The 24,526-nt window shown below is 69.9% G+C and carries 21 protein-coding genes; 10 read left to right on the forward strand and 11 right to left on the reverse strand.

The window, feature by feature from the left end; all coding sequences use genetic code 11:
* Nucleotides 1-112: 112 nt before the first annotated feature.
* Nucleotides 113-880: an aldolase gene (locus tag BKK81_RS28545; RefSeq protein ID WP_071019892.1), complete on the forward strand. Its 768-nt coding sequence runs from the start codon at nt 113-115 to the stop codon at nt 878-880.
* Between the two features lie 117 nt (nt 881-997).
* A complete protein-coding gene (locus BKK81_RS34700) occupies nt 998-2,425 on the forward strand; it encodes a dipeptidase (protein ID WP_083384507.1) in 1,428 nt (475 codons plus the stop codon).
* Nucleotides 2,426-2,763: 338 nt separating this feature from the next.
* Here the strand turns inward: BKK81_RS34700 and BKK81_RS28555 are convergent, their stop codons facing one another.
* The 3 genes from BKK81_RS28555 to macA are packed head-to-tail and all read right to left on the reverse strand — an operon-like array spanning nt 2,764 to nt 7,401.
* Nucleotides 2,764-4,197 (reverse strand): efflux transporter outer membrane subunit, encoded by a 1,434-nt coding sequence (locus BKK81_RS28555; RefSeq protein ID WP_231908122.1) that lies wholly within the window; start codon nt 4,195-4,197, stop codon nt 2,764-2,766.
* Complete coding sequence (locus BKK81_RS28560; RefSeq protein WP_071019895.1) at nt 4,190-6,193, reverse strand: MacB family efflux pump subunit; 2,004 nt, start codon at nt 6,191-6,193, stop codon at nt 4,190-4,192. The genes BKK81_RS28555 and BKK81_RS28560 overlap by 8 nt, the downstream gene beginning before the upstream one ends.
* Entirely contained in the window at nt 6,193-7,401 is a 1,209-nt protein-coding gene (gene macA, locus BKK81_RS28565; protein WP_071019897.1) for a macrolide transporter subunit MacA, read from the reverse strand. The genes BKK81_RS28560 and macA overlap by 1 nt, the downstream gene beginning before the upstream one ends.
* A gap of 210 nt (nt 7,402-7,611) precedes the next feature.
* Here macA and BKK81_RS28570 point away from each other — a divergent pair, with 210 nt between their 5' ends.
* The 3 genes from BKK81_RS28570 to BKK81_RS28580 all read left to right on the forward strand — a co-directional run bounded on the left by BKK81_RS28570 (nt 7,612) and on the right by BKK81_RS28580 (nt 10,784).
* Entirely contained in the window at nt 7,612-9,195 is a 1,584-nt protein-coding gene (locus BKK81_RS28570) for a histidine kinase (RefSeq protein WP_156811474.1), read from the forward strand.
* Complete coding sequence (locus BKK81_RS28575; RefSeq protein WP_083384794.1) at nt 9,192-9,848, forward strand: response regulator; 657 nt, start codon at nt 9,192-9,194, stop codon at nt 9,846-9,848. Before BKK81_RS28570 ends, BKK81_RS28575 begins: the two co-directional genes overlap by 4 nt.
* Before the next feature lie 231 nt (nt 9,849-10,079).
* Nucleotides 10,080-10,784, forward strand: coding sequence for a response regulator (locus BKK81_RS28580; protein ID WP_071019904.1), 705 nt, complete (start codon nt 10,080-10,082; stop codon nt 10,782-10,784).
* Between the two features lie 248 nt (nt 10,785-11,032).
* Here the strand turns inward: BKK81_RS28580 and BKK81_RS28585 are convergent, their stop codons facing one another.
* Nucleotides 11,033-11,914 (reverse strand): MipA/OmpV family protein, encoded by an 882-nt coding sequence (locus BKK81_RS28585; RefSeq protein ID WP_083384508.1) that lies wholly within the window; start codon nt 11,912-11,914, stop codon nt 11,033-11,035.
* Between the two features lie 632 nt (nt 11,915-12,546).
* Here BKK81_RS28585 and BKK81_RS28590 point away from each other — a divergent pair.
* Together BKK81_RS28590 and BKK81_RS28595 are read left to right on the forward strand one after the other, a co-directional pair.
* Nucleotides 12,547-13,092, forward strand: a complete 546-nt coding sequence (locus tag BKK81_RS28590; protein ID WP_071019907.1) for a malto-oligosyltrehalose synthase — start codon at nt 12,547-12,549, stop codon at nt 13,090-13,092.
* A 207-nt stretch (nt 13,093-13,299) separates the two neighbouring features.
* A complete protein-coding gene (locus BKK81_RS28595; RefSeq protein ID WP_071019910.1) occupies nt 13,300-13,485 on the forward strand; it encodes a hypothetical protein in 186 nt (61 codons plus the stop codon).
* Between the two features lie 158 nt (nt 13,486-13,643).
* On the opposite strand, the gene BKK81_RS28600 is transcribed toward BKK81_RS28595, so the two are convergent.
* From BKK81_RS28600 to BKK81_RS28615, 4 genes are all read right to left on the reverse strand, one after another.
* Entirely contained in the window at nt 13,644-14,333 is a 690-nt protein-coding gene (locus tag BKK81_RS28600; RefSeq protein WP_071019913.1) for a GntR family transcriptional regulator, read from the reverse strand.
* A 320-nt stretch (nt 14,334-14,653) separates the two neighbouring features.
* Complete coding sequence (locus BKK81_RS28605) at nt 14,654-16,003, reverse strand: amidohydrolase (RefSeq protein WP_071019916.1); 1,350 nt, start codon at nt 16,001-16,003, stop codon at nt 14,654-14,656.
* 134 nt (nt 16,004-16,137) lie between these two features.
* Nucleotides 16,138-17,094 (reverse strand): alpha/beta fold hydrolase, encoded by a 957-nt coding sequence (locus BKK81_RS28610; RefSeq protein WP_071019918.1) that lies wholly within the window; start codon nt 17,092-17,094, stop codon nt 16,138-16,140.
* A gap of 139 nt (nt 17,095-17,233) precedes the next feature.
* Nucleotides 17,234-17,869 (reverse strand): TetR/AcrR family transcriptional regulator, encoded by a 636-nt coding sequence (locus BKK81_RS28615; RefSeq protein WP_071019921.1) that lies wholly within the window; start codon nt 17,867-17,869, stop codon nt 17,234-17,236.
* 274 nt (nt 17,870-18,143) lie between these two features.
* On the opposite strand from BKK81_RS28615, the gene BKK81_RS34705 reads away from it, so the two are divergent.
* The 3 genes from BKK81_RS34705 to fahA all read left to right on the forward strand — a co-directional run bounded on the left by BKK81_RS34705 (nt 18,144) and on the right by fahA (nt 21,918).
* Nucleotides 18,144-18,527, forward strand: a complete 384-nt coding sequence (locus tag BKK81_RS34705; RefSeq protein ID WP_083384510.1) for a helix-turn-helix domain-containing protein — start codon at nt 18,144-18,146, stop codon at nt 18,525-18,527.
* Between the two features lie 648 nt (nt 18,528-19,175).
* Nucleotides 19,176-20,504 carry a homogentisate 1,2-dioxygenase gene (gene hmgA / locus BKK81_RS28625; RefSeq protein ID WP_071019926.1) on the forward strand — a complete coding sequence of 443 codons (1,329 nt, stop codon included), beginning with the start codon at nt 19,176-19,178 and terminating at the stop codon, nt 20,502-20,504.
* A gap of 145 nt (nt 20,505-20,649) precedes the next feature.
* Entirely contained in the window at nt 20,650-21,918 is a 1,269-nt protein-coding gene (gene fahA, locus BKK81_RS28630) for a fumarylacetoacetase (protein ID WP_071019929.1), read from the forward strand.
* A gap of 98 nt (nt 21,919-22,016) precedes the next feature.
* On the opposite strand, the gene BKK81_RS28635 is transcribed toward fahA, so the two are convergent.
* Genes BKK81_RS28635 through BKK81_RS28645 form a run of 3 tightly spaced genes read right to left on the reverse strand, consistent with a single transcriptional unit; the run spans nt 22,017 to nt 24,512 of the window.
* Nucleotides 22,017-22,463, reverse strand: a complete 447-nt coding sequence (locus BKK81_RS28635; RefSeq protein ID WP_071022533.1) for a hydroxymyristoyl-ACP dehydratase — start codon at nt 22,461-22,463, stop codon at nt 22,017-22,019.
* A gap of 19 nt (nt 22,464-22,482) precedes the next feature.
* Nucleotides 22,483-23,295: a beta-ketoacyl synthase chain length factor gene (locus tag BKK81_RS28640; RefSeq protein ID WP_071019932.1), complete on the reverse strand. Its 813-nt coding sequence runs from the start codon at nt 23,293-23,295 to the stop codon at nt 22,483-22,485.
* On the reverse strand, nt 23,292-24,512 hold the full coding sequence (locus BKK81_RS28645; protein WP_071019935.1) for a beta-ketoacyl-[acyl-carrier-protein] synthase family protein: 1,221 nt from the start codon (nt 24,510-24,512) through the stop codon (nt 23,292-23,294). The genes BKK81_RS28640 and BKK81_RS28645 overlap by 4 nt, the downstream gene beginning before the upstream one ends.
* Nucleotides 24,513-24,526 lie beyond the last annotated feature (14 nt).

A 24,526-nucleotide genomic window follows, 5' to 3' on the forward strand; every position in this document is an offset into this window, starting at 1 on the left:
GCGTGACTTGCCAGGGGCCGCCGGGTGCGGCCCCGCAGAATCTTCCGTCGACCTGAACAAGCTGAACGATCCGAACGACCCAGGAATACCTAGCAGAGAAACCATCCAGACCATGGCCGATACCCTTACCCTGAAGAAAGACGAATTGATCTCCCGCGCCCAGGCCGACATGCAGTCGAAGCTGTCGATTCCGGAGCGCACCTTGCGCGAGAAGGTGGCGCTGACCTGCCGCATCCTGTTCGACGGCGGCCACGACTCCGGCCTGGCCGGCCAGATCACCGCGCGCGCCGAAGAGCCGGGCAGCTACTACACCCAGCGCCTGGGCCTGGGTTTCGACGAGATCACCGCCGAGAACCTGCTGCGGGTCGACGAAGACCTGCGCGTGCTCGACGGCGACGGCATGCCTAATCCTGCCAACCGCTTCCACTCATGGATCTACCGTGCCCGCCCGGACGTGCGCTGCGTCATCCATACCCACCCCTTCCACGCGGCGACGCTGGCCATGCTGGAGGTGCCGCTGGTGGTGTCGCATATGGATACCTGCGTGCTCTACGACGATTGCGCTTTCCTGAAGAAATGGCCCGGCGTGCCGGTCGGCAACGAGGAGGGCGAGATCATCTCGGCCGCGCTGGGCAGCAAGCGCGCCATCCTGCTGGCCCACCACGGGCTGCTGGTGGCGGCGGCGTCGGTGGAGGAGGCGTGCGTGATGGCCCTGCTGTTCGAGCGCGCGGCGAAGATGCAGCTGGCCGCCATGTCGGCGGGCGCCATCCGGCCGTTGCCCGAGGCCCTGGCCCAGGAGGCACATGACTGGATCCTGACGCCGCGCCGCTCGCAACTGACCTTCGAGTACTACGCCCGGCGGGCCCTGCGCGGCGCCTGAGCCCGGCCCCGATGCCGGCGGCGGCCGTGCGGGTTTGCCTGCCCGGGGGCGGTGGCGCTATGCTCTGCCCACCCGGCGGCGCGGCCGGGCACATCGCCAGGCACCGGGGGACACGGCATGAAACTGGAGTGGGCAGAGGTCCATGCGGGCAGTGCGGGCCGATTCGAAGGCCGGCAGGTCGAGATCGCCGGCTGGATGATCCCGCCCGATGCGGCGGCTCGCGCGGTGGACGGCTTCCTGCTGGTTGCCGAGGCGCCTTGCTGCGGTCCTGGCCTGCCGCAAGACGCGCAGGCCTGCATGGAAATCCGGGCGGCGCTGCCGGTGGCGGTGACGGGGCGGGCCATCGTGCTGCGTGGCTGGCTGCGCAGCGGGGGCGACGATCCCGAGGCGTGGCGCTATCGCCTGGATGGCGCCGTACTGATCGACGCGGCACCGGCCATGCCGGGCCGGCGGGTGTTCCTCGCCGCCGGCGCGGCGCTCGGGCTGGCCGCCTGCGCGCGCGGACCCTTCGCATCCGATGCGGACGCCGCTGCGCCGGGCGAGGCCGCGGCGCCCGCCTGGCAGCCCGCGCCGGGCGCACTGACCATCGACATGCACAGCCACGGCGGCCGCGTCACGGTGTCGCGCGACCCGGCGCTCGGCGACCGGCGCCCCTTCCTGCCGCTCGCCGCGCCCATGCGGGCCGGCGGCATGCAGGTGATCTGCCTGGCCATCGTCACCGATACCACGGTCACGCGGGTGTCCGCCAACCGCCGGAGCTTCGAGCCGTGGCGCAAGCCGGAGCCGGGCGAGCTCCATGCGCTCGGCCAGGCCGAGTTCGCGCGGGCACGGGCCTTGATCGCCCACGAGAAGCTGCAGGTCGTCACCGACGCCGCTTCGCTCGCCAGGCTGGCCCCGGCCGGCCCGAGCGTGATCCTGGCGGCGGAGGGGGCCGATTTCCTCGAGGGCCGCATCGAGCGGGTCGACGAGGCTTACACGGAGCAGCAGCTGCGGCACCTGCAACTGACGCACTACCGCGTCAACGAATTGGGAGACATCCAGAGCGAAGCGCCGGTGCATGGAGGCCTGAGCGATTTCGGCGCGGCCGTGGTGCGCCGCTGCAATGCGCTCGGCTTGGTGGTCGACGTGGCGCACGGCACCTACGACCTGGTCAAGCGGGCGGCGGCGGTGTCGAGCAAGCCCCTGGTGCTGTCTCATACCGCATTGGCGGCCCATCCCGGCGCGCGCAGCCGGCTGGTCTCGCCGGACCACGCCCGCGTGATCGCCGGCACCGGCGGTGTGATCGGCGTCTGGCCCAGCGCCGGGTCCTTCCGCGACCTGGCGGGCATGGCGGACGGCATCAAGCGGATGGTCGACGTGGTCGGCGTGGACCACGTGGGCCTGGGCAGCGATATGCTGGGCTTCATCTCGCCGCCGGTGTTCCGCAGCTACGCGCAACTGCCGGCGCTGGCACAGGCGCTGCTGGCAGGCGGCTTCCGTCCGGCGGAGCTGGACAAGCTGCTGGGCGGCAACTACCGGCGGGTGTTCGAGGCCTCGGTCGGATAGCGCGAGCGCAAGGGGGGCCGGCATTGCCGCTGCACGGTGCGCACAAAAAAAACGCCAGGCGGGTCAGTGCCTGGCGATATGGGTTTCCTGGGCCCCCGGGAGCCACCAAGGGTTGATTGCAGTGTAGTCAGCCGGGCCTGGGGCGACTGTCAACAAATGCAAGGCCGGCATGGCAAAGATGGCGGGGCGGAATGCCTTCCCGGACGGCCTTCGGCCTAGATGTGAGGCCTGCGGCGCCTGGCGCGCCCGGATGTCTGCTTGCGGCCACCCGGCGATTGTGTCGGGAGTCTGCCGTGCGTCTTCGAACGGCCCTGGAATAGGGCCGCATCCTTATCCACTCAGCGCGCCGCCAGCTCGGCCGGCCCGCCCAATGCCTTGTAGAGCGCCATGGTGGCGACCAGCCGGTCGAACCGCGTCTGCGCCAGCGCGGCCTGGGCAAGCCGGCGCTTGTGCTTTGCATCCAGCCATGGCTGCAGCGCCGTGGCGCCGGCGCGATAGCGCACGCCGGACAGGGTTTCGGCCTGCTCGGCGGCACGCAGCGCTTGGTCCAGCCGTGTGCCCCGCGTGGCCAGTTGCGCGCGTGCCGCCAATGCGTCTTCGACCTCGGCAAAAGCGGTGTACAGGGTCTTGCGGTAGCGCACCACGGCTTCTTCGTACTCGGCCTGGGCTACGCCGATGGCCGGCTCGATGCGGTACCAGCGCAGGAAGGGGAGTTCCACCCCGGCGCCGAGCAGGGCGGTCGGGTCGCGCAACAGGGAGCCGAGGTCGGCGCTGGCGCTGCCGAGCACGCCGGTCAGCGTCAGCCTGGGGTAGAAACCGGCGCGCACCGCATCGGCTTCGGCCAGGGCGCGGCGCAGGCGCGCCTCACCTTGGCGCAGGTCAGGGCGGCGGCCGAGCAGGCTGGCCGGCAGGCCGGCCTCGACCGCGGGGGGCGGTGCGGAGGACAGGCGCTCGGGTTCGGCGGCCGCCTGCCCGGGCGGCCGGTCGAACAGGATGGCGAAGGCGTGGCGATTCTCGGTGCGCGCCTGTTCCAGCAGCGTATGCTCGGCCTGCAGGTCGGCCAGTTGCTGCCGGGCCTGGGCCAGGTCGAGCCCGGCGGCGGCGCCGGCGCGGTGGCGCGCGGCCACCAGTTCCAGCGTGGCGCGGGCATCGGCCAGGCTGAGTACCGAGAGCGTGATGCGTTCGTTGAGCAGTCCTGCGCGCCAGTAGAGTGTGGCCGTGGTGGCGACGAGGGCGATGGCGGCGGCTTCATGATCGGCCTGGCTGGCCTGCGCCTCCCATTCGGCGGCGCTGCGCAGTTGAGCCAGCCGTCCCCACAGGTCCAGCTCGTAGGCCACGGTGGCATTCAGCTCGCCCGCGTCGCGCCGCGCCTGGCCGTCCAGGCCCCACCGGCGGCTGGCCTGGAGGCTCGCGCCGGGTGCCGGCCACAGGTCGGTGCCGGCGAGGCGGGCGCGCAGGCGCGCCTGCCTCAGCCGCAGGGTGGCGATGGCGAGGTCGGGGTTGCGTGCCAGCGCCGCGCCGATCACGGTGTCGAGGCGCGCGTCGCCGAAGCTGCGCCACCATTCCGGCGATGGTGCCGGTGCCGGTGCGGCTGCGGATCCTGCAGGCGTGCCCTGCCTCCAGTGCGCGGGAATGTCGGGCGCGGGGTCGAGGACGGGCGTTCGCAGGCCGGCGCAGCCGGCCATGGCCCAGGCCAGGGCACACAGCAGCAGGCGCCCGCCACGCGTGCGCGGACGGCCGGGGGACGGGAAGGGGTTTGCCGCGTCATTCACGGTTGAGTGCCTCGATGGGGGTGAGCCGGGCGGCCTTGCGCGCCGGCAGGTAGCCGAAGACCACGCCGACCAGCGTGGCGCACAGGAAGGCGCCGGCCACGGAGAGCGGGGAGAACACCATCTGCCAGCGGCTGCTCGCCAGCGCGAAGACCAGGCCGAGGCCGTAGGCCAGCACGACGCCGATGACGCCGCCCATCAGGCAGACCAGCACCGCCTCCGTCAGGAACTGCTGCATGACATCGCCACGGCGCGCGCCGACTGCCATGCGGATGCCGATCTCGCGCGTCCGTTCGGTGACCGACACCAGCATGATGTTCATCACGCCGATGCCGCCCACCACCAGCGAGATCACCGCCACGGTGGAGAGCAGCAGGGTCAGCGCCTGGCTGGTCCGCTCGGCGGTCTTGACGATGCTGTCCAGGTTGAAGGTGAAGAAGTCTTTCTTGCCGTGGCGCTGCGCCAGCAGCCGCACCACGCCTTGTTCGGCGGCCTTGCCGGGCTGGCCTTCGGCGATGCGCACGGCGAGGCCCTCGAAATGCTGCTGGCCGAACAGCCGGCTGCCGGCGGTGCTGTATGGCAGCCAGACATTGAGGCTCTTGTTGTCGTCGAACATGCTCTTGCGTTCGCGCAGTACCGCGACCACGGTGCACGGCAGGTTGCCCACCAGGATGATCTTGCCGATGGCCTGGCCCTGGCGCCCGAACAGCTTGCGGCGCGTGTTCTCATCGATGGCCACCACCTGGGCGTGGCGGAGGACGTCCTCGCTGCGGAAGCCGCTGCCGTCGGCCAGCCTCATGCCGCGCACGCGGAACAGGCTTTCGCTGACCCCGTGCACGGCACCGTTGACGTCCACGTTGCGGTGGCGCAGGCGCAGCGTGCGGGTGGTCAGCGGCGTGACGCTGTCGACGTAAGGCAGCGCGCGCAGCGCATCGAGGTCGGCCGCGACCATGGTGCGGATGCTGTCGGCGCGGTCGTCGCCGAAGTCGGCGCCGGGGTAGATCTCCAGGGTGTTGGTGCCGATCGCGCGGATATCGTCCAGCACGTAGCGCTTGGCGCCTTCGCCGATGGCCGTGATCGCCACCACCGAGGTGATGCCGATGACGATGCCGAGCATGGTCAGCGCCGAGCGCAGTCGGTGCGCCAGGATCGAGCGCCAGGCCATCAGGAAGGCCTCGGTGAACCGTTGCCAGCCGCCGCGCAGGCGTGCCGCGGGCGGCGCGGGCAAGGCCTTGGGGGGCGTGCCGGGCCCCGGCGGCGAGGCCGGCGGGCTCCTGTCCGCCGCCGCGCGGGCGGCGGGCGCGGCCGGGCGGTTGGTGCGGTCCGCGACGATGCGGCCGTCAGCCACCTCGATGATGCGTTCAGCGCAGGCGGCCACCTGGCGGTCGTGGGTGACGAGGACGATGGTATGGCCCTGGGCGTGCAGTTCGCGCAGGATGGCCATGACCTCTTCGCCGCTGCGGCTGTCGAGGGCGCCGGTGGGCTCGTCGGCCAGGATCACCTGGCCGCCGTTCATCAGCGCGCGAGCGATGCTGACGCGCTGCTGCTGGCCGCCCGACAACTGGCCGGGGCGACTCGCGCCGCGCCCGCCCAGCCCGAGACGGTCGAGCAGGTGCAGGGCGCGCTCATGCCGGGCCGCGGCCGGAATGCCGGCATAAGCGGCCGGGACCTCGACATTGCCGGCCGCCGACAGGTGGGGCATCAGGTGGTAGCGCTGGAAGATGAAGCCGAAGCGCTCCCGGCGCAGTTGCGCCAGCGCATCGGCGTCCAGCATGGCGACGTCCTGGCCGTCGACCAGGTAGCGACCGGCACTCGGCCGGTCGAGGCAGCCCAGGATGTTCATCAAGGTGGACTTGCCCGAACCCGAAGCGCCGACGATGGCGACCATCTCGCCGGCGGCAATGGCAAGGCCGACGTCGCACAGCACAACGGTTTCGCCGGCATCGGACGGAAAGCGGCGCTCCACTTGCTGGAGCAGCAAGAGCGGCGGACGGGACATCATGCGCTCCGGCTGGTTGCGGGGCGCGCCGCGAGCGCGGGGCCGCGCGCCTGCCGCGCCGCGCGGTTGGAGGCCGGGGCCGGGGCGGCGGCATCGGTGCTGTCTCCGGTGACCACCCGCTCGCCTTCGCGCAGTCCTTCGAGCACCTGGGCGTTGACGTTGTTGCGCAGGCCGGTGCGGACCTGGCGGTGTTCCACCGAACCGTCGGCATGCAGCACGCGCGCGGGGAAGCGGCCGTCGGGCCTGCGCGGGCCGAGCGCCGACAGGGGCACCAGCACGGCCTGCTTCACCGCGCCGAGGACGATGGAGACTTGCGCGGTCATGTCGATGCGCAGGCTGCGGTCGGGGTTGGGCACGTCGAACAAGGCATTGAAGAAGACCGCATTGTTGATTTTCTCGGGCGACGGCTGGATCGCGCGCAGGCGGCCGTGGTAGCGCCGGTCCGGCGCACCGAGCACGGTGAAATAGACCGGCTGCTGCTCGCGGATGCGGATCACGTCCGCCTCGGACACCTGGGCGCGCACGGTCATGGTGCTGAGGTCGGCCAGCTTGAGGATGTTGGGGACCTGGTAGGAGGCCACCACGGTCTGTCCCTCCAGCGTATTGAGCGCGACCACCTCGCCGTCCATCGGCGCGGTGATGCGGGTGAAGCCGAGGTCGGTGCGCGCGGCGGCGACGCGCGAGCGCTGCTGGGCGATCTCGGCGGTGGTCTCGCGCAGGGCGGCCTCCTGCGCGCGCAGCTCGGCTTGCGCCGCCACCAGGTCCTGTTCGGCGCTGGCGTCGTGGGCCCGCATGTCGCGCTGGCGTTGCCATTCGAGGCGAGCCTGGCGCAGGCGCGCCTGGTTGCTGTCGCGTCGGGCCTGCAGCGCGGCCAATGCCGCCTCGGCCTGCAGCAGGACATTGTGCGGCTGCACGGCGTCGATCTGCGCGAGCAGGTCGCCGCGCTTGACGTGGTCGCCCAGCTTGACCTTGAGCGACTTGAGCTGGCCGTTGGCCTGGGCGCCCACCTCGACCTGGCGCAGCGGCTGCAGGATGCCGATGGCCATCACGGCATCCTCGAGGTCGCCGCGTACCACGGGGGCACTGAGGAATTCGGGCTGGGGCGGCGTGCCGAGCCGCCAGGCCAGCCCGGCCCCGGCGAGCGCCAGCAGGCCGAGCGCGCCGAGCAGGAGAGGCAGGCGGCGGCGCCGCGAGAGAGTAGCTTGCATGAGGGGTGCGGACGGGGCGGCGAACCGTTGACCGTCGGAAAGGGTTGGGGAAAGGGTTGGCGAAAGGGGTTGGCGAAAGCGGCCCCGGACCGCATCGGTCGGGCTTGCATCTTGGCGCCGGTCACGCGCGCGCGCATCGGCCGGAAGTCCAGTCCTGAGTCCGACCGGAGGCCGTTTCGCCGGCCTCCCCGATGGGCGATACTGGCGCCCATGCCATTTCCCACCGTTCTCTCCCGGCCGTCAGCCGGCCGCGGCGATGCCCCGCCGCCCTCCGCCGCCACGCGCTGGTGGCGCAGCCTGTTCTGGAAATACCTGGGCGCCATGCTTGCCGCCTCGCTGGCCGGCACGCTGCTGCTGGCCGTGCTGGACCTGGCTGGCGCCGGACGGGAACTGCGGCGGGCCTTCGAGCCGGCGGCGCTGGCGCCGCGCATGGCCCGCGAGGCCGCGGCGCTGGGGCCGCTGGCGGGCGTGGACGCCGGGCGCCAGGCGCAGTGCGAGACCTTGATGCTCGGGCTGCTGCTGCGCATGGCCGACCCGGAGTTGCGCATGTGGGCCGACTACGACGGCATGGCCGGCGCCAGCCGGGACGGGCGCCTGGCGTTGCGCTACCGGCGCGCGGACGGCAGCGGCTGCCAGTATCCCGCCCGGGCGGGCGCCCGGCTCGAAGCGGCCATGGGCGCGGCCGCGCCCGGCCGTCCGGCAGGGCGGCTGCCGGACGCGCCGCCACCCGGGCGCTGGGAGGACCTGACCCGGCCCTGGACGCTGGCAGTGGCGATCCACCCGGCGCAGGAGCCCGGCGCCACGCTGACGCTGGGCATGGATGCGCGCAGCCCGCTATCCATGCTCGGCCGCCTCACGCGCGGGGAACTGCTGGACCTGCTGTGCTATCTGCTGATCATCAGCGCCATGTCGGCGCTGACCGTGGCCGTGCTGCTGGTCGGCCGCATCCGTCGCACCGGCCGCGCGGCCGAGACCTGGGCCGCCGGCGATCTCGCGCTGCGCATCAACGATCATGGCGGCGACGAACTGAGCCGGCTGTCGCAGCGTTTCGACCGCATGGCCGATGCGCTGGGCGAGGTGATCGAGGTCAAGCAGGCACTGGCGGCGGCGCAGGAGCGCAACCGGCTGGCGCGCGACCTGCACGATACCGCCAAGCAGCGTGCCTTCGCGCTCGGCCTGCAGCTGAGCGTGCTGCGCCACCTGACCGGCGGCCAGGGCGAGGCGCAGGAGATGGTGCAGACGGCGCTGCAGCTGACCTCGCGGCTGCAGCAGGACCTCGCCGACATCATCCAGCGCTTCGGCGCGACCACCATCGTCGAGGCCGGGCTGGCTGGCACGTTGCGCGACAGCCTCGAACTGATGCTGAGCGGCAGCGGCATCGACTGGTCGCTGCGCCTGACGCCGCAGGACGAGGCCCGGCTGTGTGCCCGGCCTGATGTGGCCGGCCAGTTGCTGCTGCTGACCACCGAGGCGGCGGCCAACGTGCTGCGGCACAGCGGAGCGAGCCTGCTCGAGGTGGACTTCGCCTGTGCCGGCGACAGGGCGTGCTGGTCGGTGCGCGACAATGGCCGCGGTTTCGATCCGGATCGGGGCGGCGGCACGGGCATGGGCCTGGCCAATATGCAGCTGCGCGCCCGGGCGCTGCCGGCGGGGGAGCTGGAGATCCGCAGCGGGCCGGGCAAGGGCGTGCTGGTGTGCGTCACCTTCCGCATGGAGCCGGGTGCGAACCCGGATGCGAGTCAGGAAGAGATCCCGGAAGGAAAGCAGGACGAACAGATGGGATGCAGGACATGAAGACTTCCGTGATGCTGGTCGACGACCACGCCATCGTGCGGCAAGGCGTGCGCAGCCTGCTGGCGCTGACCGAGGATTTCGAGGTGGTCGCCGAGACCGGCGATGGCGCCGAGGCTATCGGGCTGGCGCGCGATACCGCGCCGGACCTGGTGGTGATCGACCTGTTGATGCCCGGCGTGGATGGCGTCAGCGCCATCCGCAGCATACGCACCGTCAGCCCGCGCAGCCATGTGGTGGTGCTGACCTCATCGGAAGAGGACGACCTGGCCTTCGCCGCCATCGAGGCGGGCGCCCAGTCGTTCACGCTCAAGACCATGCTGGGCGACGAGCTGCTGAGCACGCTGCGCCGGGCCGCCCAGGGCGAGGCGGTGATCCATCCGCAGGTGGCGCGGCGCATCCTGCAGGCGGTGCGGCGGGTACGCGAGCCGCAGCGCAATCCCTTCGCCGAACTGACCGAGCGCGAACTCGAAGTGCTGCGCCAGCTCGCGGAGGGCGGCAGCAATGCGCGCATCGCCGCGGCGCTGCACATCACCGAGAAGACGGTGAAGTCGCACCTCAGCAACGTGCTGGCCAAGCTGCACCTGGCCGATCGCACCGAGGCCGTGGCCTTTGCCTGGCGGCAGGGATTGATGAAGGACAGCGCCAGCGGCTGAGCCCGCGTGAACCGGCCCGGCTCGGCCCGGCACATCAAACTTTCCCACAGTTTTCATACAACTTCCCCCGGACATGCGGGCGGCGGGAAGGTAGCGTTCGTTCCTGCGGCGGTGTCGCCGGGCGGCCCGGTGCGCCGGCGCGGGTCCTTGTCCCGTTTCCGGCGCCGCTGCGTAGCGCGGCCATCTGTCTTCTACCGCCCTTTTTCCGTATCCCGTTCCTGCTTTCCTGCGATGACCAGAGCCTTGATTGTCGAAGACGACCTGAAACTCGCGCGGCTGATCGCGCAATACCTCGGTCAGCACGGCTTCCTCGTGACCCAGGTGCACCGCGGCGACGCCGTGCTGGCGGCCGTGCGCGCCAGCGCGCCGGACATCGTCGTGCTGGACCAGATGCTGCCCGGCCGCGATGGCATGCAGGTATGCCGCGACCTGCGTGCGGTGTCTCCGGTACCGGTGCTGATGCTGTCGGCACGTGGCGAGAACGTCGACGTGATCCTCGGGCTGGAGGCCGGCGCCGACGACTACGTGGCCAAGCCGGTCGAGCCGCGCGTGCTGCTGGCGCGCATGCGCGCGCTGCTGCGTCGTCCGGTGCAGTGGTTGGCCGAGGTTCCGCGGCTGGCCTTCGACGCGCTGGAAATCGAGCGCAGTTCCCGCACGGTGGTGCTGGAGGGTCGCCCGGTCGATGTCACCACCATGGAATTCGAGATGCTGTGGGCGCTGGCCAGCCGTGCCGGTACCGTGCTGACGCGCGACGATCTCCTCAACGCGGTGCGCGGCGTCGACTTCAACGGGCTGGACCGCAGCGTCGACGTGTGCATCGGCAGGCTGCGCCGCAAGCTCAATGACAATCCGCGCGATCCCGCTCGCATCAAGACCGTGTGGGGGCGCGGCTACCTGTTCGCACGCGCGCGCGAACAGCGGAGCGCGCCGTGTTGAAGGCCTTCCTGCGGCTGTTCCTGTCTGCGGTGGCAGTGTTCTTCTGCGCGGGCTGGCTGATGCCGCAGGCGCAACGCCACGCACCGGCGGCCATGGCTCTCCACCAGGAGGCGCTGACTGGCCGGTTCCACCCGCTGGCGTCCTACTATGCCGTGTCGCTGGCGCTGCTCGCCATCGCCGCCACGGTACTGGCCTGGGCCTGGCTGAGCTGGCGCGGCCTCGAGGCGCTGGAACGCGCAGCCCGGCACTCAGAACTCGTAGTTGAGCGAGGCATCGATGGCCAGGCCGAGCGGGTTGGCGGCGAGCGGGCTGTTCGCTGCCGCGCCGAGCAGCCGGCTCAACGCGACATCGGCGGTGGCGAACCAGTGCTTGTTCAGGTAGTACACGGTGCTGACGCCGAAGCCCGCCGATTTGATGCCGCCGCCGGGGCTGTAGGGCGCGTAGCCTGAACTGGCCGCCTGCGCGGCGTCGATGCCGAAGCGGCGTGCCATGTAGCGCGAATCGGCCAAGGTCACGGTGGGGCCGGCGAACCAGTAGAAGGTCTCGCTGCTGCCTGGCAGTGGCAGGTAGGCGCCGATATCCGCGGTCCAGCCGTCATCCGGTGCCAGCGTGCGGCGAGCGTTCACGCGCAGCACCAGGGGAAAGCTCTTGGAGACCACGTATTCGGCGAACAGCTTCGCTTCGGGGGCGGGATTGAGGTTGGGCAGGCCGTGCAGATGGCCAGGGTCGTCCTCGCTGCGCCGGCCGAGATCGTAGGAGAGCGCGATGCCGGCACGCCAGTGCGGTGTGCTGACGAGGTTGATGCCGAGGCCCTCGCCGGTCGAGAGGAACAGCAGGTCGCGGTAGCGGATGTCGATGCTGGGGCCGGCCAGCATGTGGTAGCGCGAGGCGCCATCGTACATCGGCCGCATGATCGCTCCCGCGCCCAGGCGGATGCCCCATTGCGCCGTTTCGGGCTCGAACATCTTCTCCAGCGGAACGCCCGCCGAGTACTGCCATTCGGCCAGCGGCGAGGGGGTCTGGGCGTGCGCCGCGCAGGCGGCCAGCAGACCGAGCGGCCACAGCAGGCGGCATGCCTGCCCGGGCCGCTTGCGGGCGCTGCCTCTCGACGCAGGTCTAGCGGCGGGCATGCTGGACGGGCGGCGGCGGTACCTCGGCCGGCGGCGGGTCGCTGACCGGCGGAGAGACGGGTTCGCTAGGCTCCGCAGGTGGCCCGGGGGGCGGCGGAAGGATGTCGGGGTCCGGAGTAGTGTGCAATGCGATTCTCCTTGCACGACGCGGCACGCCGCTCGGCTGCACGCTAGTCATGCTAGCTGTGGATCCTGCGTGCCGCCAGCGGCGGAGGCGTGGTGGCGCACGCTGCGAGGCGTCGATACCCCGGCCTTGTGGCCTTGCGCGGAAGACGCGCGCCGTGCAGTGGCCGGTGCTCCGAATCGCCTATGAGAATGATCCTCTAGGTTATGCGACAAAGTCCTGGCCTGCTGTATGCATCCCGCCCAGGTACGTCAGAAAAACCTCTGGCAATCCGCCAAGCGCCAGCATTTACTAGAGACATCGAGGCAACGCCCGCCGACGGGCCCCGGGTCGAGCCGGACCATGGCCCGGTGGTTTCGCCGCAGGCATGGGCGCGGCGCGCGCCGGTCGACCGCCAAGTCGGGCGGAACCTGCTGTGGCAACTGGCGGGTATCGCCGATCAGGGCCGACCAGGGCCGGCCGGGACGCCGCGTGGTGCGACGGACGCCTTCCTCGCAGGGGGGCTGCGATGAACCTGCTGACTACGCTTGCGACGCTGTGCCTGGCTTCCTCGATGGCGGTCTCGTCGGTACCGGTCGCCAAACCCCTGCTCGGTATCAGCCCGGGCGAGTTCACCAAACATTTCAATGCCGTGGCCAGGCAAGCGGGCAGCGAACTGAAGCTGCCGGCATTCCGCGTGCAGCGCGGCTGGCATCGCGCGGTGCCTAGCGCCGGTATCTCGGTGCTGGTGAAGCCTGCCGCGGGTGGGCGTGCGCTCGACGAAGTGGTGGTGCTGTGCGGTGCTGCCGAGAAATGCTTCCTGACCATCTGCATGGTCGCGCTCACCCTCGACGACGATGCGGATCTTGGTGTCCTGCAGCGCTTCGTATTGGCCCGCCTGGGCGAAGAACTCGGCAATGTGGGACTGGTGATGTCCGATCTGGCCTATGTCGTCATCTCCGAGGAAAGCTACGTGGCGCTGGTGATCCGGCCTTACGATGCCGGCGATGCCGCGGGCAACCGGCCGCAGGCCGGCACGGGCCCCACCCAGGTGCTGGCCACGGCTTCCCCCTGACGGGGCGCCCGCCACGCCGCCCGGGCGGACTCCGGGGATGGCCCCGCCACGGGGTGTCTTGCGCGCCACTAAGAGGCGTGAGGAGCGCGCGGCGCAGCCTTCCTGTTGCTTCCCCGCATACGTACTTTTACCTAATGCTGCGATGCGGCAATTCTTTTGCTATGATTAGGGAAAACCCCATAAGGGTATTCCCTAGGAGTCAACGCCATGAGCACCCAATCCGACATCAAGCTGACCGACCAACTGGAACGTGAACTGATCGAGCGCGAGCTCGGCACCCCGCGCCTCGGCTTCGTCGACGACATCAAGCGTGCCGTCGCCGCCGTCCAGCGCACCCTGCTGCGCCTGCAAGGGCAGGCACGCAAGGCCAAGGTCGCCTTCGCCAACGGCTGATCGCAGTACTTCGCGCGCCGCCCGCCAGCCGCGGGCCGCACGGTGAAGCGCATGGCAACGGCCCGTCGTTGCCAGCCAGGCCGGCCAGGCATGCCCGCTCCACGCGAGGTGTCCGGCCGGCTTTGTCATATGCGCCGGGACGCGCCCCGGCGCCGTCTTCAGCTCCCGGCCTGCTCTTCGATCCACAGCGACAGCCTGACCTTGTAGGCCTGCTGGATGTGCCGGCGCATGATCTGCTCGGCCAGGGCCGGATCGCGCTGTTCCAGCGCCGCCACCAGGGAGGCATGTTCCTCGTACGAGGCGTGTGCCCGTCCCGGCACCGCAAGCGTGCTGCGGCCGAGCAGGGCCATGGATTCGTGCAGGGAGCGCAGCGTTTTGAGCAGGTAGCGGTTGTGCGCACAGCGATGCAGCGTTTCGTGGAACAGCCGGTTGTTGGCCGCCAGGCGCACGGGATCGTCGGCAATCGCCAGGTCGCGCTCGACGATATCGCGCAGCAGAGACAGCTCCACATCGGTGGCGTGGCGGGCCGCCAGCGCCGCCGCGGTACCCTCCAGGACTTCCCGCATCACGTACAGCTCGCTCACCATGCTGGCGTCGAGCTGCGTCACCATCATGCCGCGATTGGGTTCGTTGACCACCAGGCCTTCCGATTCTAGGCGGGAGAGCGCTTCGCGCACGGGGGTACGGGACAGGCCGAGCGACTCGGCCAGTTCGACTTCGCGCAGGCGGGTGCCGGGGGCGAGCTGGCCGGCCTGGATGGCCGCGCGCAGTTGCTGGTAGGCGCGCTCGGCGCGCGGCAGGGAAGCGTTGGTACCGCCATCGGTGGCGGTGAGTTCGGCAGGAATCATTGGCAAAGCGTTTCTGGTCTTGTGCCAGCGATGATACCCGCTTGCGCGCACAGCACATCATTGCGTGTGAATGACGGCCAAACGGGCGTCGGCCAGGGCGGCTGGCATGACGGCGCGAGGTGCGGGCGCGGGCTATTTCCTGGCTATCTAATTCAATTAACGGCCGGAATTTTTCCACCCACACCTTATGCGGCGGAGAGCGTCTTCGCCGCCCTCCGCCGGCCCCCTGAACGCCAGCAGCGTCCCTGGCCGTGGCCGTGGCGAAGACAGCCGCAAGCGCCGGCGTGCCCGCCAAGCCGAATCGCGCGGGCCGGATGCCGTCAGTTGGTCTTGGGCAGCGTCAGTGCGTTCATCACGGCCAGGCTCATGGCGCCGACGCCGGTCTTGATCGACGGCTCCGGCACCGGGGCGAAGTAGGGCGAATGGTTCGACGGCAGCGGCGCCGCACCTGGCTTGCGCGAATCGAGATAGCGCTGGAGATCGTAGACACCGACGAAGAAGAACATCGACGGAACGCCCGCATTGACGAAGTCCGAGAAATCTTCGCTGGCGGTGATCGGCGGCACGTGCATGACGTTCTTGCCGTAGGCGCCGCGCAGCACGGCTTCGGTGCGGCTGACCAGTTGCGCATCATTGTTGACCGCCTTGCCGCCGGCCTCGATGCGTACTTCCGGCTCCGGGGCGCCCGCCATGTCGGCCACCGCCCTGGCGGTACGCCGCACGCCGGCCAGCAGTCCTTCACGCACCTCGGGCTTGTAGGAGCGGATCGTGCCGCGCACGATGGCCTCGTCAGGGATGATGTTGCCTACTGTGCCGCTCTGGAAGGCGCCGACGGTCACCACACCGAATTCCTGCGGGTCCTTCTCGCGGCTGACTACGCTCTGCAGGTCGACCACGAAGCGTGAGCCCATCATGATCGGGTCGATGGTCTTGTCCGGGGCCGAGCCATGGCCGCCACGCCCCTTGAAGCGGACCTCCAGCCCATCTGAATTCGACGTGACGGCGCCGCTGTTGAAGCCGATCATGCCGACCGGCGCGGGCGCGGTGTGCAAGGCGAAGGCATAGTCAGGCTTGCCGAAGCGGGTGAACAGGCCCGCCTTGAGCATGGATTCCGCGCCGGAAACCAGCTCCTCGGCGGGTTGCGCGACGAACATCAGCGTACCGTGCCAGCGTTCCTTCAGCGCCACCAGCGTGCGCGCCGTGCCGACCCAGGCCGCCATGTGGATGTCATGGCCGCAGCTGTGCGCCACCGGCGTCGGCTTGCCGTTCCAGTCGGTCACCACCTGGCTGGCATAGGGCAGGCCGGTCTTTTCCGCCATCGGCAAGGCGTCGAGCTCGGTGCGCACCATCACCGTCGGACCGCTGCCGTTGCGGTAGATGGCGACCAGGCCGGTCTTGCCGAGACCTTCCGTGACCTCGAAGCCGAGGCGGCGCATTTCGCGCGCCAGTGTGGCGGCGGTGCGCGTCTCCTGGAAGCCCAGTTCGGGGTGGGCGTGGATATCCTTGTAAAGTGCGTCCAGGTCGGGATAGATGGCGCTCAACTGGGCGTCGACCGCCTGGCGGGCGGCCATGGGGTCGATGGCGCCGCTGTCCTGGGCGCCGGCGGATGCGGCACAAAGGGTCAGCAGGGCGGTGCAGGCGAGCTGCACGGCTCGGCGGCGATGGCTCATGCGGGTTGTCTCCTCGTCGATCATGGCTGGTGCGCGTGGTGGCCGCTACGGGCCGGCTCTGGCCTGCGCATCCAGCGCCAGAGTATTGGCGGCGGCATCGCCAGCTGTCAACGCGGCCGCCGGTGGCATCCTGCTCAGGCCTGCGCGGCCTCGGCGAGTGGCGCGGCCTTGCCGGCCACCGCATCGGGCGCCAAGAAGGCCACCACGCGGGCCAGCACATCGGGGTCGCGCAGGATGCGGCGGTGGCCGAGTTCGTCGGTGGTATGGAGACGGGCGCCAGGCCAGGCGCCGGCAATGGCCGCGCCGTCTTCCCAGGCGACCTCGCGGTCGCCGCGATCATGGACCACCAGCGTGCGCGGTACCTGGCGCTCGCGACCGACCGCCGGCACGTTGAAGGCGGACCAGGACATGCCCATCCATTGTTCGGCACGTTGCTGTACGCGCTGCACGACAGCAGGTCCGATGCCGAGGCGCCAGGCCTGCGCGGAGACCGCACGGAACATGTCGGCCGGCGCGCCGATCAGGACCGCATGCGAGGGCAGCAGGCCCTCGCGAAACGCCTGCGCGGCAGCCGCGCCGCCCAGCGAGTGCGCTACCACGGCGTGGACCGGGCCGACATGCCAGGCAGCAGCCAGCAGTGCGCGCGCCATCTCCGGCAAGGCGGACCGTCGCGGCCCCTGCGCGCCGGCATCCGAGGCGCCGTGGCACAAGGCATCGAATGCGGCCACGCGAAAGCCGGCCTGCAGCAGAGCGGGCACGAGGGCATGCCACTGGCCCGCATGGCCGCCCCATCCGTGCGCCAGCAGGACCGTCGGGCCGCGGCTGCCCCAGCGATAGACGCGGATGCGGCGGCTGCCACCCTGGCCGGTCACCAGGGCCCAGTCCGCGCGTGCGCTGTCGAGCAGCGACTGCGCGGCCGCGTCGTAGCGCGGGGGCGGGGGCTCGAAGCAGGCGCGCTCGAAAGCCCGTGCGACGCCTTGCGGGTAGACCAGTCCGGCCAATTGCCAGCCCAGTTGCTGCCAGGCCGCCGCTGCGTCCGGCCGGGCGGAGGCGCGGCCCTGCGGCGCGCGCGAGGAGAGGGAATCCGACACGTCACTACCTCCAAGGGGTGGATGCTGCGCAGGTGCGGGCCGGTGCTCCGGGTACCTGCTGTAAAGACCGACCGGTCGTGCTATTTTCGGGTTAAAAAAACGAGGCAGGACCCTCGCCTGGTGGCGAGGGCCGTCTACCTCACACTCGTGCTGCCACCTGATGACGCCCAGATGGCCGGCCCTTGGGGAGGCGCGAGCGTGCCAGCAGTCCGTCGAACGCATCGCGGGCCAGCAGTTGCGCGTCGGCGCGGCCGAGCAGCTGGAACGATTGCTGGAAGGACATGCCGATGCCGACCATCTCGAAGGCGAACTGGCGCGCATCGGTGTCGGGCGGCAGTTCGCCGACCGCGATTGCCCCCTCCACCACGCGCGCGATCACGCCGTGCCAGGCGCCCAGCGCCTGCACTACGCGCTCGCGGATCGGTCCCGGCCGGTCCCGGTATTCCTGTCCCAGGGCCATGAACAGGCAGTAGCCCCGCGTGGCGGAACCGCAGATCCACGCCAGATACCCTTCGAAGAGGGCACGCAGGCGCGCTTCGCCGCGCCGCTCGCGCAGGGCAGGACGTACCACCATGGTGGCGAAGCGCTCCGTGGCCAGTTCCAGCACCGCCTGCTGCAGCGCTTCCTTCGACTTGAAATGCGCGTACAGGCCACTTTTGGACATGCTGGTGTCCTGGGCCAGGGTGGCGAGGGAGAGCGCATCGAAGCCGATACGGGCGGCCGTCTCGAAGGCTTGCTCGAGGATGGCAGTGCGTGTCAGTTGACCTTTCAACATGGCGCCAGAATAGCACGACCGGTCGTTTTGTAAAGTGTTGTAACGAATTTGCGGTCAACGAGTGATCCACTGTCCCGTTAGAGACGGGGCGGAAGTGTAGATTTGTGCTGAATTTGCCCTTTCAAAGCGTCTATATGTGCGGTTTTCGACGCGCCGTGCAGGGATCAGAAGAAATCTGCACAAAGTGTTGCCGCAATTACATACGGAATGCCTTGCGTGCTCTATACTCGAATGCACGTCCGCGCACTTTTTCAACTGGTGACTGGAGACCGATATGAACAGTACAGCCGTGCCACGTGGCGCTAGCGAACCGTTCCGGCAACTGCGGGCCCTGCGCCGAGCGCGCAAGCTCAAGCAGGAAGATGTCGCCCGAAAGGCCGGGATTTCCCGGGAAGCGTACCTGCGGGCGGAATCGGGTCAGGCTGACCCGCGTATGTCAACTTTCCTGGCCGCATGCGAGGCGCTTGGACTGGAAGTGGTGTTGGCGCCGCAGCAACTTGCTGCCGAAGTCAATGCCTTCATCGCCAGCCGCAACGGCGGCGTGACGGTGGCCTCGATGGCCGGTCCCGCGCCGACGGTCGCCCCCGTGGCGCCGGCGGCCACGCCGAGCCCCGGCGGCTTCGGTTCCGCCCCCGGCGAAGGCCACAAGCCCCTCTAAGAGACAGAGAAGCCGGCAGGCAGGCCCCGCATGGGGTCTCCTGCCACACCGTCCTTGACAGGGCGGGGTGGCTGGCCGCCTCGTTTCCGTTCTCTTGCCTCGCCACAGGTGGCTCGACACCTGTGGCGGGTACACGCCGCCGATGCGGCGCAGGTCTCCTTGCCGACCGCCGTGCCGGTGCGGCGCTGCTGTGCCGGCTCCGCGCGCCGGTTCGTGTCGTGCCCCGCCGTACCGCTTTCCCTCACCCGCCGTACGCCTGCTGACGCAGGCCCCGCACTGCTTCCTCCACACATTTCCACGCTGACCGCACTGGCTTGCCTGGCGGCATCAGTGCCCCTGCGCCTTCCGCCCGCAGGGCGGTGCCGGCTCCGTCGCGGCCGCGGATGGCTGCGCCTATGCTTTGGCTCAGCAGCCCGCCCGGCGAGGCGACCGCCGGCATCGTTTGACAGGCGCTGCCAGCGAGGATTACGATATAGTAAATCAATTACGGAATACGTAATTTCGTGTGAGGCATCAGGCGGGTGTCCCCGGCTCAAGGCAGCGGGGTGACGGGCCGCCATGGCGCGCTCCACGGGAGCGGGGCCGCGCGGCCTGACCCGAAACCGGCGCCGGCGCGCCGATTCACCGAGATAGAGGAAGACAGACGAGATGACCCAGACCCAATCGATGGCGGCGCAGTCCGCTGCGGACGGCTATCAGTCCGGCTTTGCCAACGAGTTCGCCACCGAGGCACTGCCCGGCGCGCTGCCGGTCGGCCAGAACTCCCCGCAGCGTGCTCCGTACGGCCTGTATGCCGAGCAGTTGTCGGGCACGGCCTTCACCGCCCCGCGTGCGCACAACCGCCGTTCCTGGCTTTACCGGATCCGCCCGGCGGCGCTGCACAGTCCCTTCACGCAGATGGCGCAGACGCGCTGGCTGAGCCGCTTCGATGAAGTACCGCCTTCGCCCAACCAGATGCGCTGGAGCCCCGAAGCGATGCCTGCCGCGCCGACCGATTTCATCGACGGCATCATCACCATGGGCGGCAATGGCGGTCCCGAGGCGATGAGCGGTTGCGGCATCCACCTGTACCTGGCCAACCGCTCGATGCAGGACCGCTTCTTCTACAACGCGGACGGCGAGATGCTGATCGTGCCCCAGCAGGGGCGCCTGCTGCTGGCGACGGAGATGGGCCGGCTGGAAGTGGAGCCGCAGGAGATCGCCGTGATTCCGCGCGGCGTGCGCTTCCGCGTGGAACTGCCGGACGGCGAGGCGCGCGGCTATATCTGCGAGAACTACGGTGCGTTGTTCAAGCTGCCCGACCTGGGCGTGATCGGCTCCAACGGCCTGGCCAACCCGCGCGATTTCCTCACGCCGGTGGCCTGGTACGAAGACCGCGAGGGCGATTTCGAACTGGTGGCGAAATTCCAGGGTAATCTGTGGCGCGCCGATATCGGCCACTCGCCGCTTGACGCAGTGGCCTGGCACGGCAACTACGCCCCGTACAAATACGACCTGCGCCGTTTCAATACGATCGGCTCGATCAGCTACGACCACCCGGATCCGTCGATCTTCCTGGTGTTGCAATCGCCGTCGGACACGCCAGGCGTCGATACCATCGACTTCGTCATCTTCGGGCCGCGCTGGCTGGCCATGCAGGATTCGTTCCGCCCGCCCTGGTTCCACCGCAACATCGCCAGCGAGTTCATGGGCCTGATCGCCGGCGTGTACGATGCCAAGGCCGAAGGCTTCCTGCCGGGTGGCGCGAGCCTGCACAACTGCATGAGCGGCCACGGTCCGGATGCGGAGACTTTCGAGCGTGCCAGCGCCGCCGACACCAGCGCGCCGCACAAGATCACCGACACCATGGCCTTCATGTTCGAGACGCCCGGGGTGATCCGTCCGACCCGCTACGCGGCGGAATCCGCTAACCTGCAGCCCGACTACTACACTTGCTGGCAAGGCCTGAAGAAACACTTCAATCCCAACCAGCGTTGAACGAGCATGGAACCGGCGCTGCACCAGCGCCGAGGCAGGCGCCCGCGCTGCGGGTGCCCGGCCCGACCTAACCCAGACAGATTGAAGTCCTCGGCATGGCCGCCGCCCCCAGGCGCCATGCCGGCCGCATTTTCCGGAGCCCCAAATGACTGATCGCAAGACGAGCTGGATCGAATCCGCCAACGACGGCCAGACCGATTTTCCGCTGCAGAACCTGCCGTACGGCATCTTCTCGGCCAACGGCAAGACCCCGCGCGTGGGCGTGGCCATCGGCGATATGGTGCTCGACCTGGCAGTGCTCGACGAAGCCGGCCTGCTGCCTGCCGCCGCCAAGGGCGCGTTCGACGGCGACAGCCTGAATCGCTTCATCGCGCTGGGCAAGCCGGTCTGGTCCGAGACGCGCCAGCGCCTGACCGCGCTGCTGTCGGGCGACGACAAGGCGCTCGAAGGCAATCCCGCGCTGCGCGCCGCCGCGCTGGCGCCCGCCAGCTGGGTGACCCTGCACCTGCCGGTGCAGATTCCCGGCTACACCGATTTCTACTCGTCGAAGGAGCACGCCACCAACGTCGGCCGCATGTTCCGCGACCCGGAAAACGCGCTGCTGCCGAACTGGCTGGAGATCCCGATCGGCTACAACGGCCGCGCCAGCTCGGTGGTGGTCAGCGGTACCGAGCTGCACCGTCCCAACGGCCAGATCAAGCTGCCGAACGAGGCCCGCCCGCTGTTCGGGCCCTGCCGCAAGCTGGACTTCGAACTGGAGATGGGCTTCATCGTCGGCAAGGATTCGGCGCTGGGCGCGCCGGTCAGCACCGCGGCCGCACCGGAGCACATGTTCGGCATGGTGCTGCTGAACGACTGGAGCGCGCGCGATATCCAGCAATGGGAATACGTGCCGCTCGGACCGTTCAATAGCAAGACCTTCGGCACGTCGATCTCGCCCTGGGTGGTGACGATGGAAGCGCTGGAGCCGTTCCGCCGCGACAACCCGGCGCAATCGCCCGAGCCGCTGTCCTACCTGCGCCAGCAGGCCCGCAACGCCTACGACATCGACCTGGAGGTGCTGCTGCGCGCCGACGGCGCGGAAGACGCCGCCACTATCAGCCGCACCAACTTCAAGGCGATGTACTGGACCATGGCGCAGCAACTGGCCCACCACACGGTGTCCGGCTGCAATGTCCGCGTCGGCGACCTGATGGGCTCCGGCACCATCAGCGGCACCACGCCGGATTCCTATGGCAGCCTGCTGGAACTGACGCGCAACGGCGCCGAGCCGGTCACGCTGCCTGGCGGCGCCAAGCGCGGCTTCCTGGAGGATGGCGACGAGGTGGTGATGCGTGGCTGGTGCCAGGGCGACGGCTATCGCATCGGCTTCGGCGAGGTGCGTGGCCGCATCCTGCCGGCCATCGCTGCCTGAGCGAGCCTGAAGCGGCTGTTGCCGCTGAAGGAAATGGGCGGCCCGCCGCCGCCCATCACTGCATCTGTCACCGCGCCCCACCGCGCCCATCGCTGCATTCAGGGGCGCGGTACTTCCAGCAACACGGCGGCCCGGCCTTCCAGCAGGCAGCGTCCGTCTGCGCTGAGCGTGAACAGGTAGAGCACGCGATCGCCGTCCGCGCCGGCGCGTTCTGCCTCGATGCGCAGCGGCGCGGCGATGTTGTCGAGGCGTTCGACGTGCATGGCAAGCTTGCGCACGCTGGCGAGATAGCCCAGGGCAGGGCGCCCGCCGCCGGCGCGCAGCGCCGCACCGTGCGCGGCCATCGCCTGCGCCGCATACTCGATGCCGCAGACCGCAGCCAACCTGCCGGCCGCGCGCAGCGGATTGGCCGGATCGGCATGGCTGCGCGCACTGCAGACGATGCGGTCCGCATCGAGTTCCAGGACGCTGTCGAGCAGGCACATGGCGCCGTGGTGGGGAATCCGCGCCGCAATCCATTCGTGCGGCAATGGTGCCGCCGGCATGCCGCTGCGCGCGGCCGGTTCAGCCTGCACCGTCTGCTCCATGGGGCGTGACCGTGGCGCGCAACCGCAGTTCATCCAGATAGTCCAGCACGACGCTGCCACCGCTGCCGCCGGCAAGCACGCGCAGCAGCGGCAGGGCGCGTGCCGACGGCACGCCGCTGCGCAGCATCTCCAGCGCCGGCTCGGCCAGTGTGGTCGCGGCCTCTGAGCTCCATGCCAGGTCGAGGCGGGCCAGCGTATGCGGTCCGGCCGATGCAGCCAGCACCAGTCCCAGCCCGAAGCAGTCGGGAATCGGCCGATGCGTGCGCAGCGGCTCGGGATAGTCCGTGTCGTAGGCCACCAGCAGGCAAGCCCCGCCGTCGCAGGCAAGCAGGCTCATCGCATCGAGCAGGCCGGCGCCGAAGCTGGCATCGTGGGCAGTCAGCACATTGGACGCGGTCATCGCGCCGCAGGCGATGCTCCAATAGCCCGCCGCCGCATTGTGAACCGAATTATGGAAGCGGGTTGGCGACAGGGAGCGATCCTCTCCGGCCAATGTTTCGCAGATAGCGTGATAGTTGTAGCCGTCGGGGCCCGAGGCGGCGAAGACGGCGGGCAATGCGTCAGCCTGCCATCCGCTGGCTGCCACCGCCTCGCTCGCCGCGTCCAGCGCCACGCGCACGCCCGGGCCGCTGCGCCGTCGTTCGGCGCTCGGCAGCGCGGCCGGCGGCGGCGCTTCGGTGCGCTTCGGGTGGTAAGCGGCATGCCCGGCGAGGATGTCCGCCGCGTGGGGCCAGTCCGGCAGGCCGGGGCCGATCAGCCCGATGCCATCGATCCAGGCGCTCAGTTTCATGCGCGCCCTCCCGCCACGGCGTCGGCACGGCCGAACAGCAGGCTGCAATTGGTGCCGCCGAATCCGAAGGCATTGGATAGAGCGAAGCGCAGCGGCGCGCGGCGGCTGCGCAGCAGGTAAGCGAGCGGCAAGGCAGGATCCAGCACGGTGGTATTGGCGCTGCCGGGCAGCAGGCCGTGCCGCAGGGCCAGCGCGCAAGCCACCGCCTCGATGGTGCCGGCGGCGCCCAGCGTGTGGCCGGTGGCGCCCTTGGTGGAACTGCAGGGCGTGCGCGGCAGCAGGTCGAGCATGGCGCGTCCTTCGGCGGCGTCGTTGCTGCGGGTGGCGGTGCCGTGCAGGTTAACGTAGTCAAGGTCACCGGCTTGCAGGCCGGCCGAGACCAGGGCCTGCGCCATCGCCAGGCGCGCGCCCAGTCCCTCGGGATGCGGCGCGGACATATGGTGGGCGTCGCTGGACTCGCCGATGCCGAGCAGCAGGATGGCGTCGCCCGGAAGTTCTGCGCCATGTGCCGTCGGACGCTCCAGCAGTGCGAAAGCCCCCCCTTCACCGATGGAAATGCCGTCACGGTGTGCATCGTAGGGGCGGCAGGCCTGGCGCGAGACCAGTTCGAGCGAGCTGAATCCGTACAACGTGGTGTGGCACAGTGAATCCACGCCGCCAACCAGGGCGGCATCGATCACGCCGGCCTCGATCATGCGCCGCGCCGAAACGAAGACCTTGGCGCCGGAGGAGCAGGCCGAGGAAATCCCCAGGGCCGGCCCCTGCAGGCCGAAACGCGCACGCAGGTAGGACGCCAGCGAAAACGACGAGTGCGCCTTGGCGTACTCGAAGCCGGCCGGCAACGCACCGGTGAGCGCGTCCCGCCGCCGGTAGGCGAGCTCGGTCTCGAGCACGCCGCCGGTGCTGGTGCCGGCGAAGACACCGATGCGGTGCGTGCCGTAGCGGGCCACCAGGCTCGACACGGCTTGCGCGAAGCCGTCCTGGGCCAGGGCCAGCTCCGCCAGGCGGTTGTTGCGGCAATCGAAGGCCATCAGCGCCGGCGGCAGCCGCACGCTATCCACTTGAGCGACCTCGCCGACATAGGTATCGAGCGCCACATCGCTGAAGCAGCACGGTGCCAGGCCGCTACGTCCTTCGCGCAGGGCCGCGCTCATGGCGTCGAGACCATGGCCCAGGCAACTGGTGGCCGTGAAATGGGAGACCAGAAGGGGAGACACTGGGGGGACTTGCC

The sequence above is a fragment of the Cupriavidus sp. USMAHM13 genome (assembly GCF_001854285.1).
GTDB lineage: Bacteria > Pseudomonadota > Gammaproteobacteria > Burkholderiales > Burkholderiaceae > Cupriavidus > Cupriavidus malaysiensis.

Excerpts from the sequence above, each read along its gene's own strand:
- BKK81_RS28545 (WP_071019892.1), top strand. The coding sequence starts at position 113 with ATGGCCGATACCCTTACCCTGAAGAAAGACGAATTGATCTCCCGCGCC.
- BKK81_RS34700 (WP_083384507.1), top strand. The coding sequence starts at position 998 with ATGAAACTGGAGTGGGCAGAGGTCCATGCGGGCAGTGCGGGCCGATTC.
- BKK81_RS28560 (WP_071019895.1), bottom strand. The coding sequence starts at position 6,193 with ATGTCCCGTCCGCCGCTCTTGCTGCTCCAGCAAGTGGAGCGCCGCTTT.
- macA (WP_071019897.1), bottom strand. The coding sequence starts at position 7,401 with ATGCAAGCTACTCTCTCGCGGCGCCGCCGCCTGCCTCTCCTGCTCGGC.
- BKK81_RS28570 (WP_156811474.1), top strand. The coding sequence starts at position 7,612 with ATGCCATTTCCCACCGTTCTCTCCCGGCCGTCAGCCGGCCGCGGCGAT.
- BKK81_RS28575 (WP_083384794.1), top strand. The coding sequence starts at position 9,192 with ATGAAGACTTCCGTGATGCTGGTCGACGACCACGCCATCGTGCGGCAA.
- BKK81_RS28580 (WP_071019904.1), top strand. The coding sequence starts at position 10,080 with ATGACCAGAGCCTTGATTGTCGAAGACGACCTGAAACTCGCGCGGCTG.
- BKK81_RS28585 (WP_083384508.1), bottom strand. The coding sequence starts at position 11,914 with ATGCCCGCCGCTAGACCTGCGTCGAGAGGCAGCGCCCGCAAGCGGCCC.
- BKK81_RS28590 (WP_071019907.1), top strand. The coding sequence starts at position 12,547 with ATGAACCTGCTGACTACGCTTGCGACGCTGTGCCTGGCTTCCTCGATG.
- BKK81_RS28595 (WP_071019910.1), top strand. The coding sequence starts at position 13,300 with ATGAGCACCCAATCCGACATCAAGCTGACCGACCAACTGGAACGTGAA.
- BKK81_RS28600 (WP_071019913.1), bottom strand. The coding sequence starts at position 14,333 with ATGATTCCTGCCGAACTCACCGCCACCGATGGCGGTACCAACGCTTCC.
- BKK81_RS28605 (WP_071019916.1), bottom strand. The coding sequence starts at position 16,003 with ATGAGCCATCGCCGCCGAGCCGTGCAGCTCGCCTGCACCGCCCTGCTG.
- BKK81_RS28615 (WP_071019921.1), bottom strand. The coding sequence starts at position 17,869 with ATGTTGAAAGGTCAACTGACACGCACTGCCATCCTCGAGCAAGCCTTC.
- BKK81_RS34705 (WP_083384510.1), top strand. The coding sequence starts at position 18,144 with ATGAACAGTACAGCCGTGCCACGTGGCGCTAGCGAACCGTTCCGGCAA.
- hmgA (WP_071019926.1), top strand. The coding sequence starts at position 19,176 with ATGACCCAGACCCAATCGATGGCGGCGCAGTCCGCTGCGGACGGCTAT.
- fahA (WP_071019929.1), top strand. The coding sequence starts at position 20,650 with ATGACTGATCGCAAGACGAGCTGGATCGAATCCGCCAACGACGGCCAG.
- BKK81_RS28635 (WP_071022533.1), bottom strand. The coding sequence starts at position 22,463 with ATGCCGGCGGCACCATTGCCGCACGAATGGATTGCGGCGCGGATTCCC.
- BKK81_RS28640 (WP_071019932.1), bottom strand. The coding sequence starts at position 23,295 with ATGAAACTGAGCGCCTGGATCGATGGCATCGGGCTGATCGGCCCCGGC.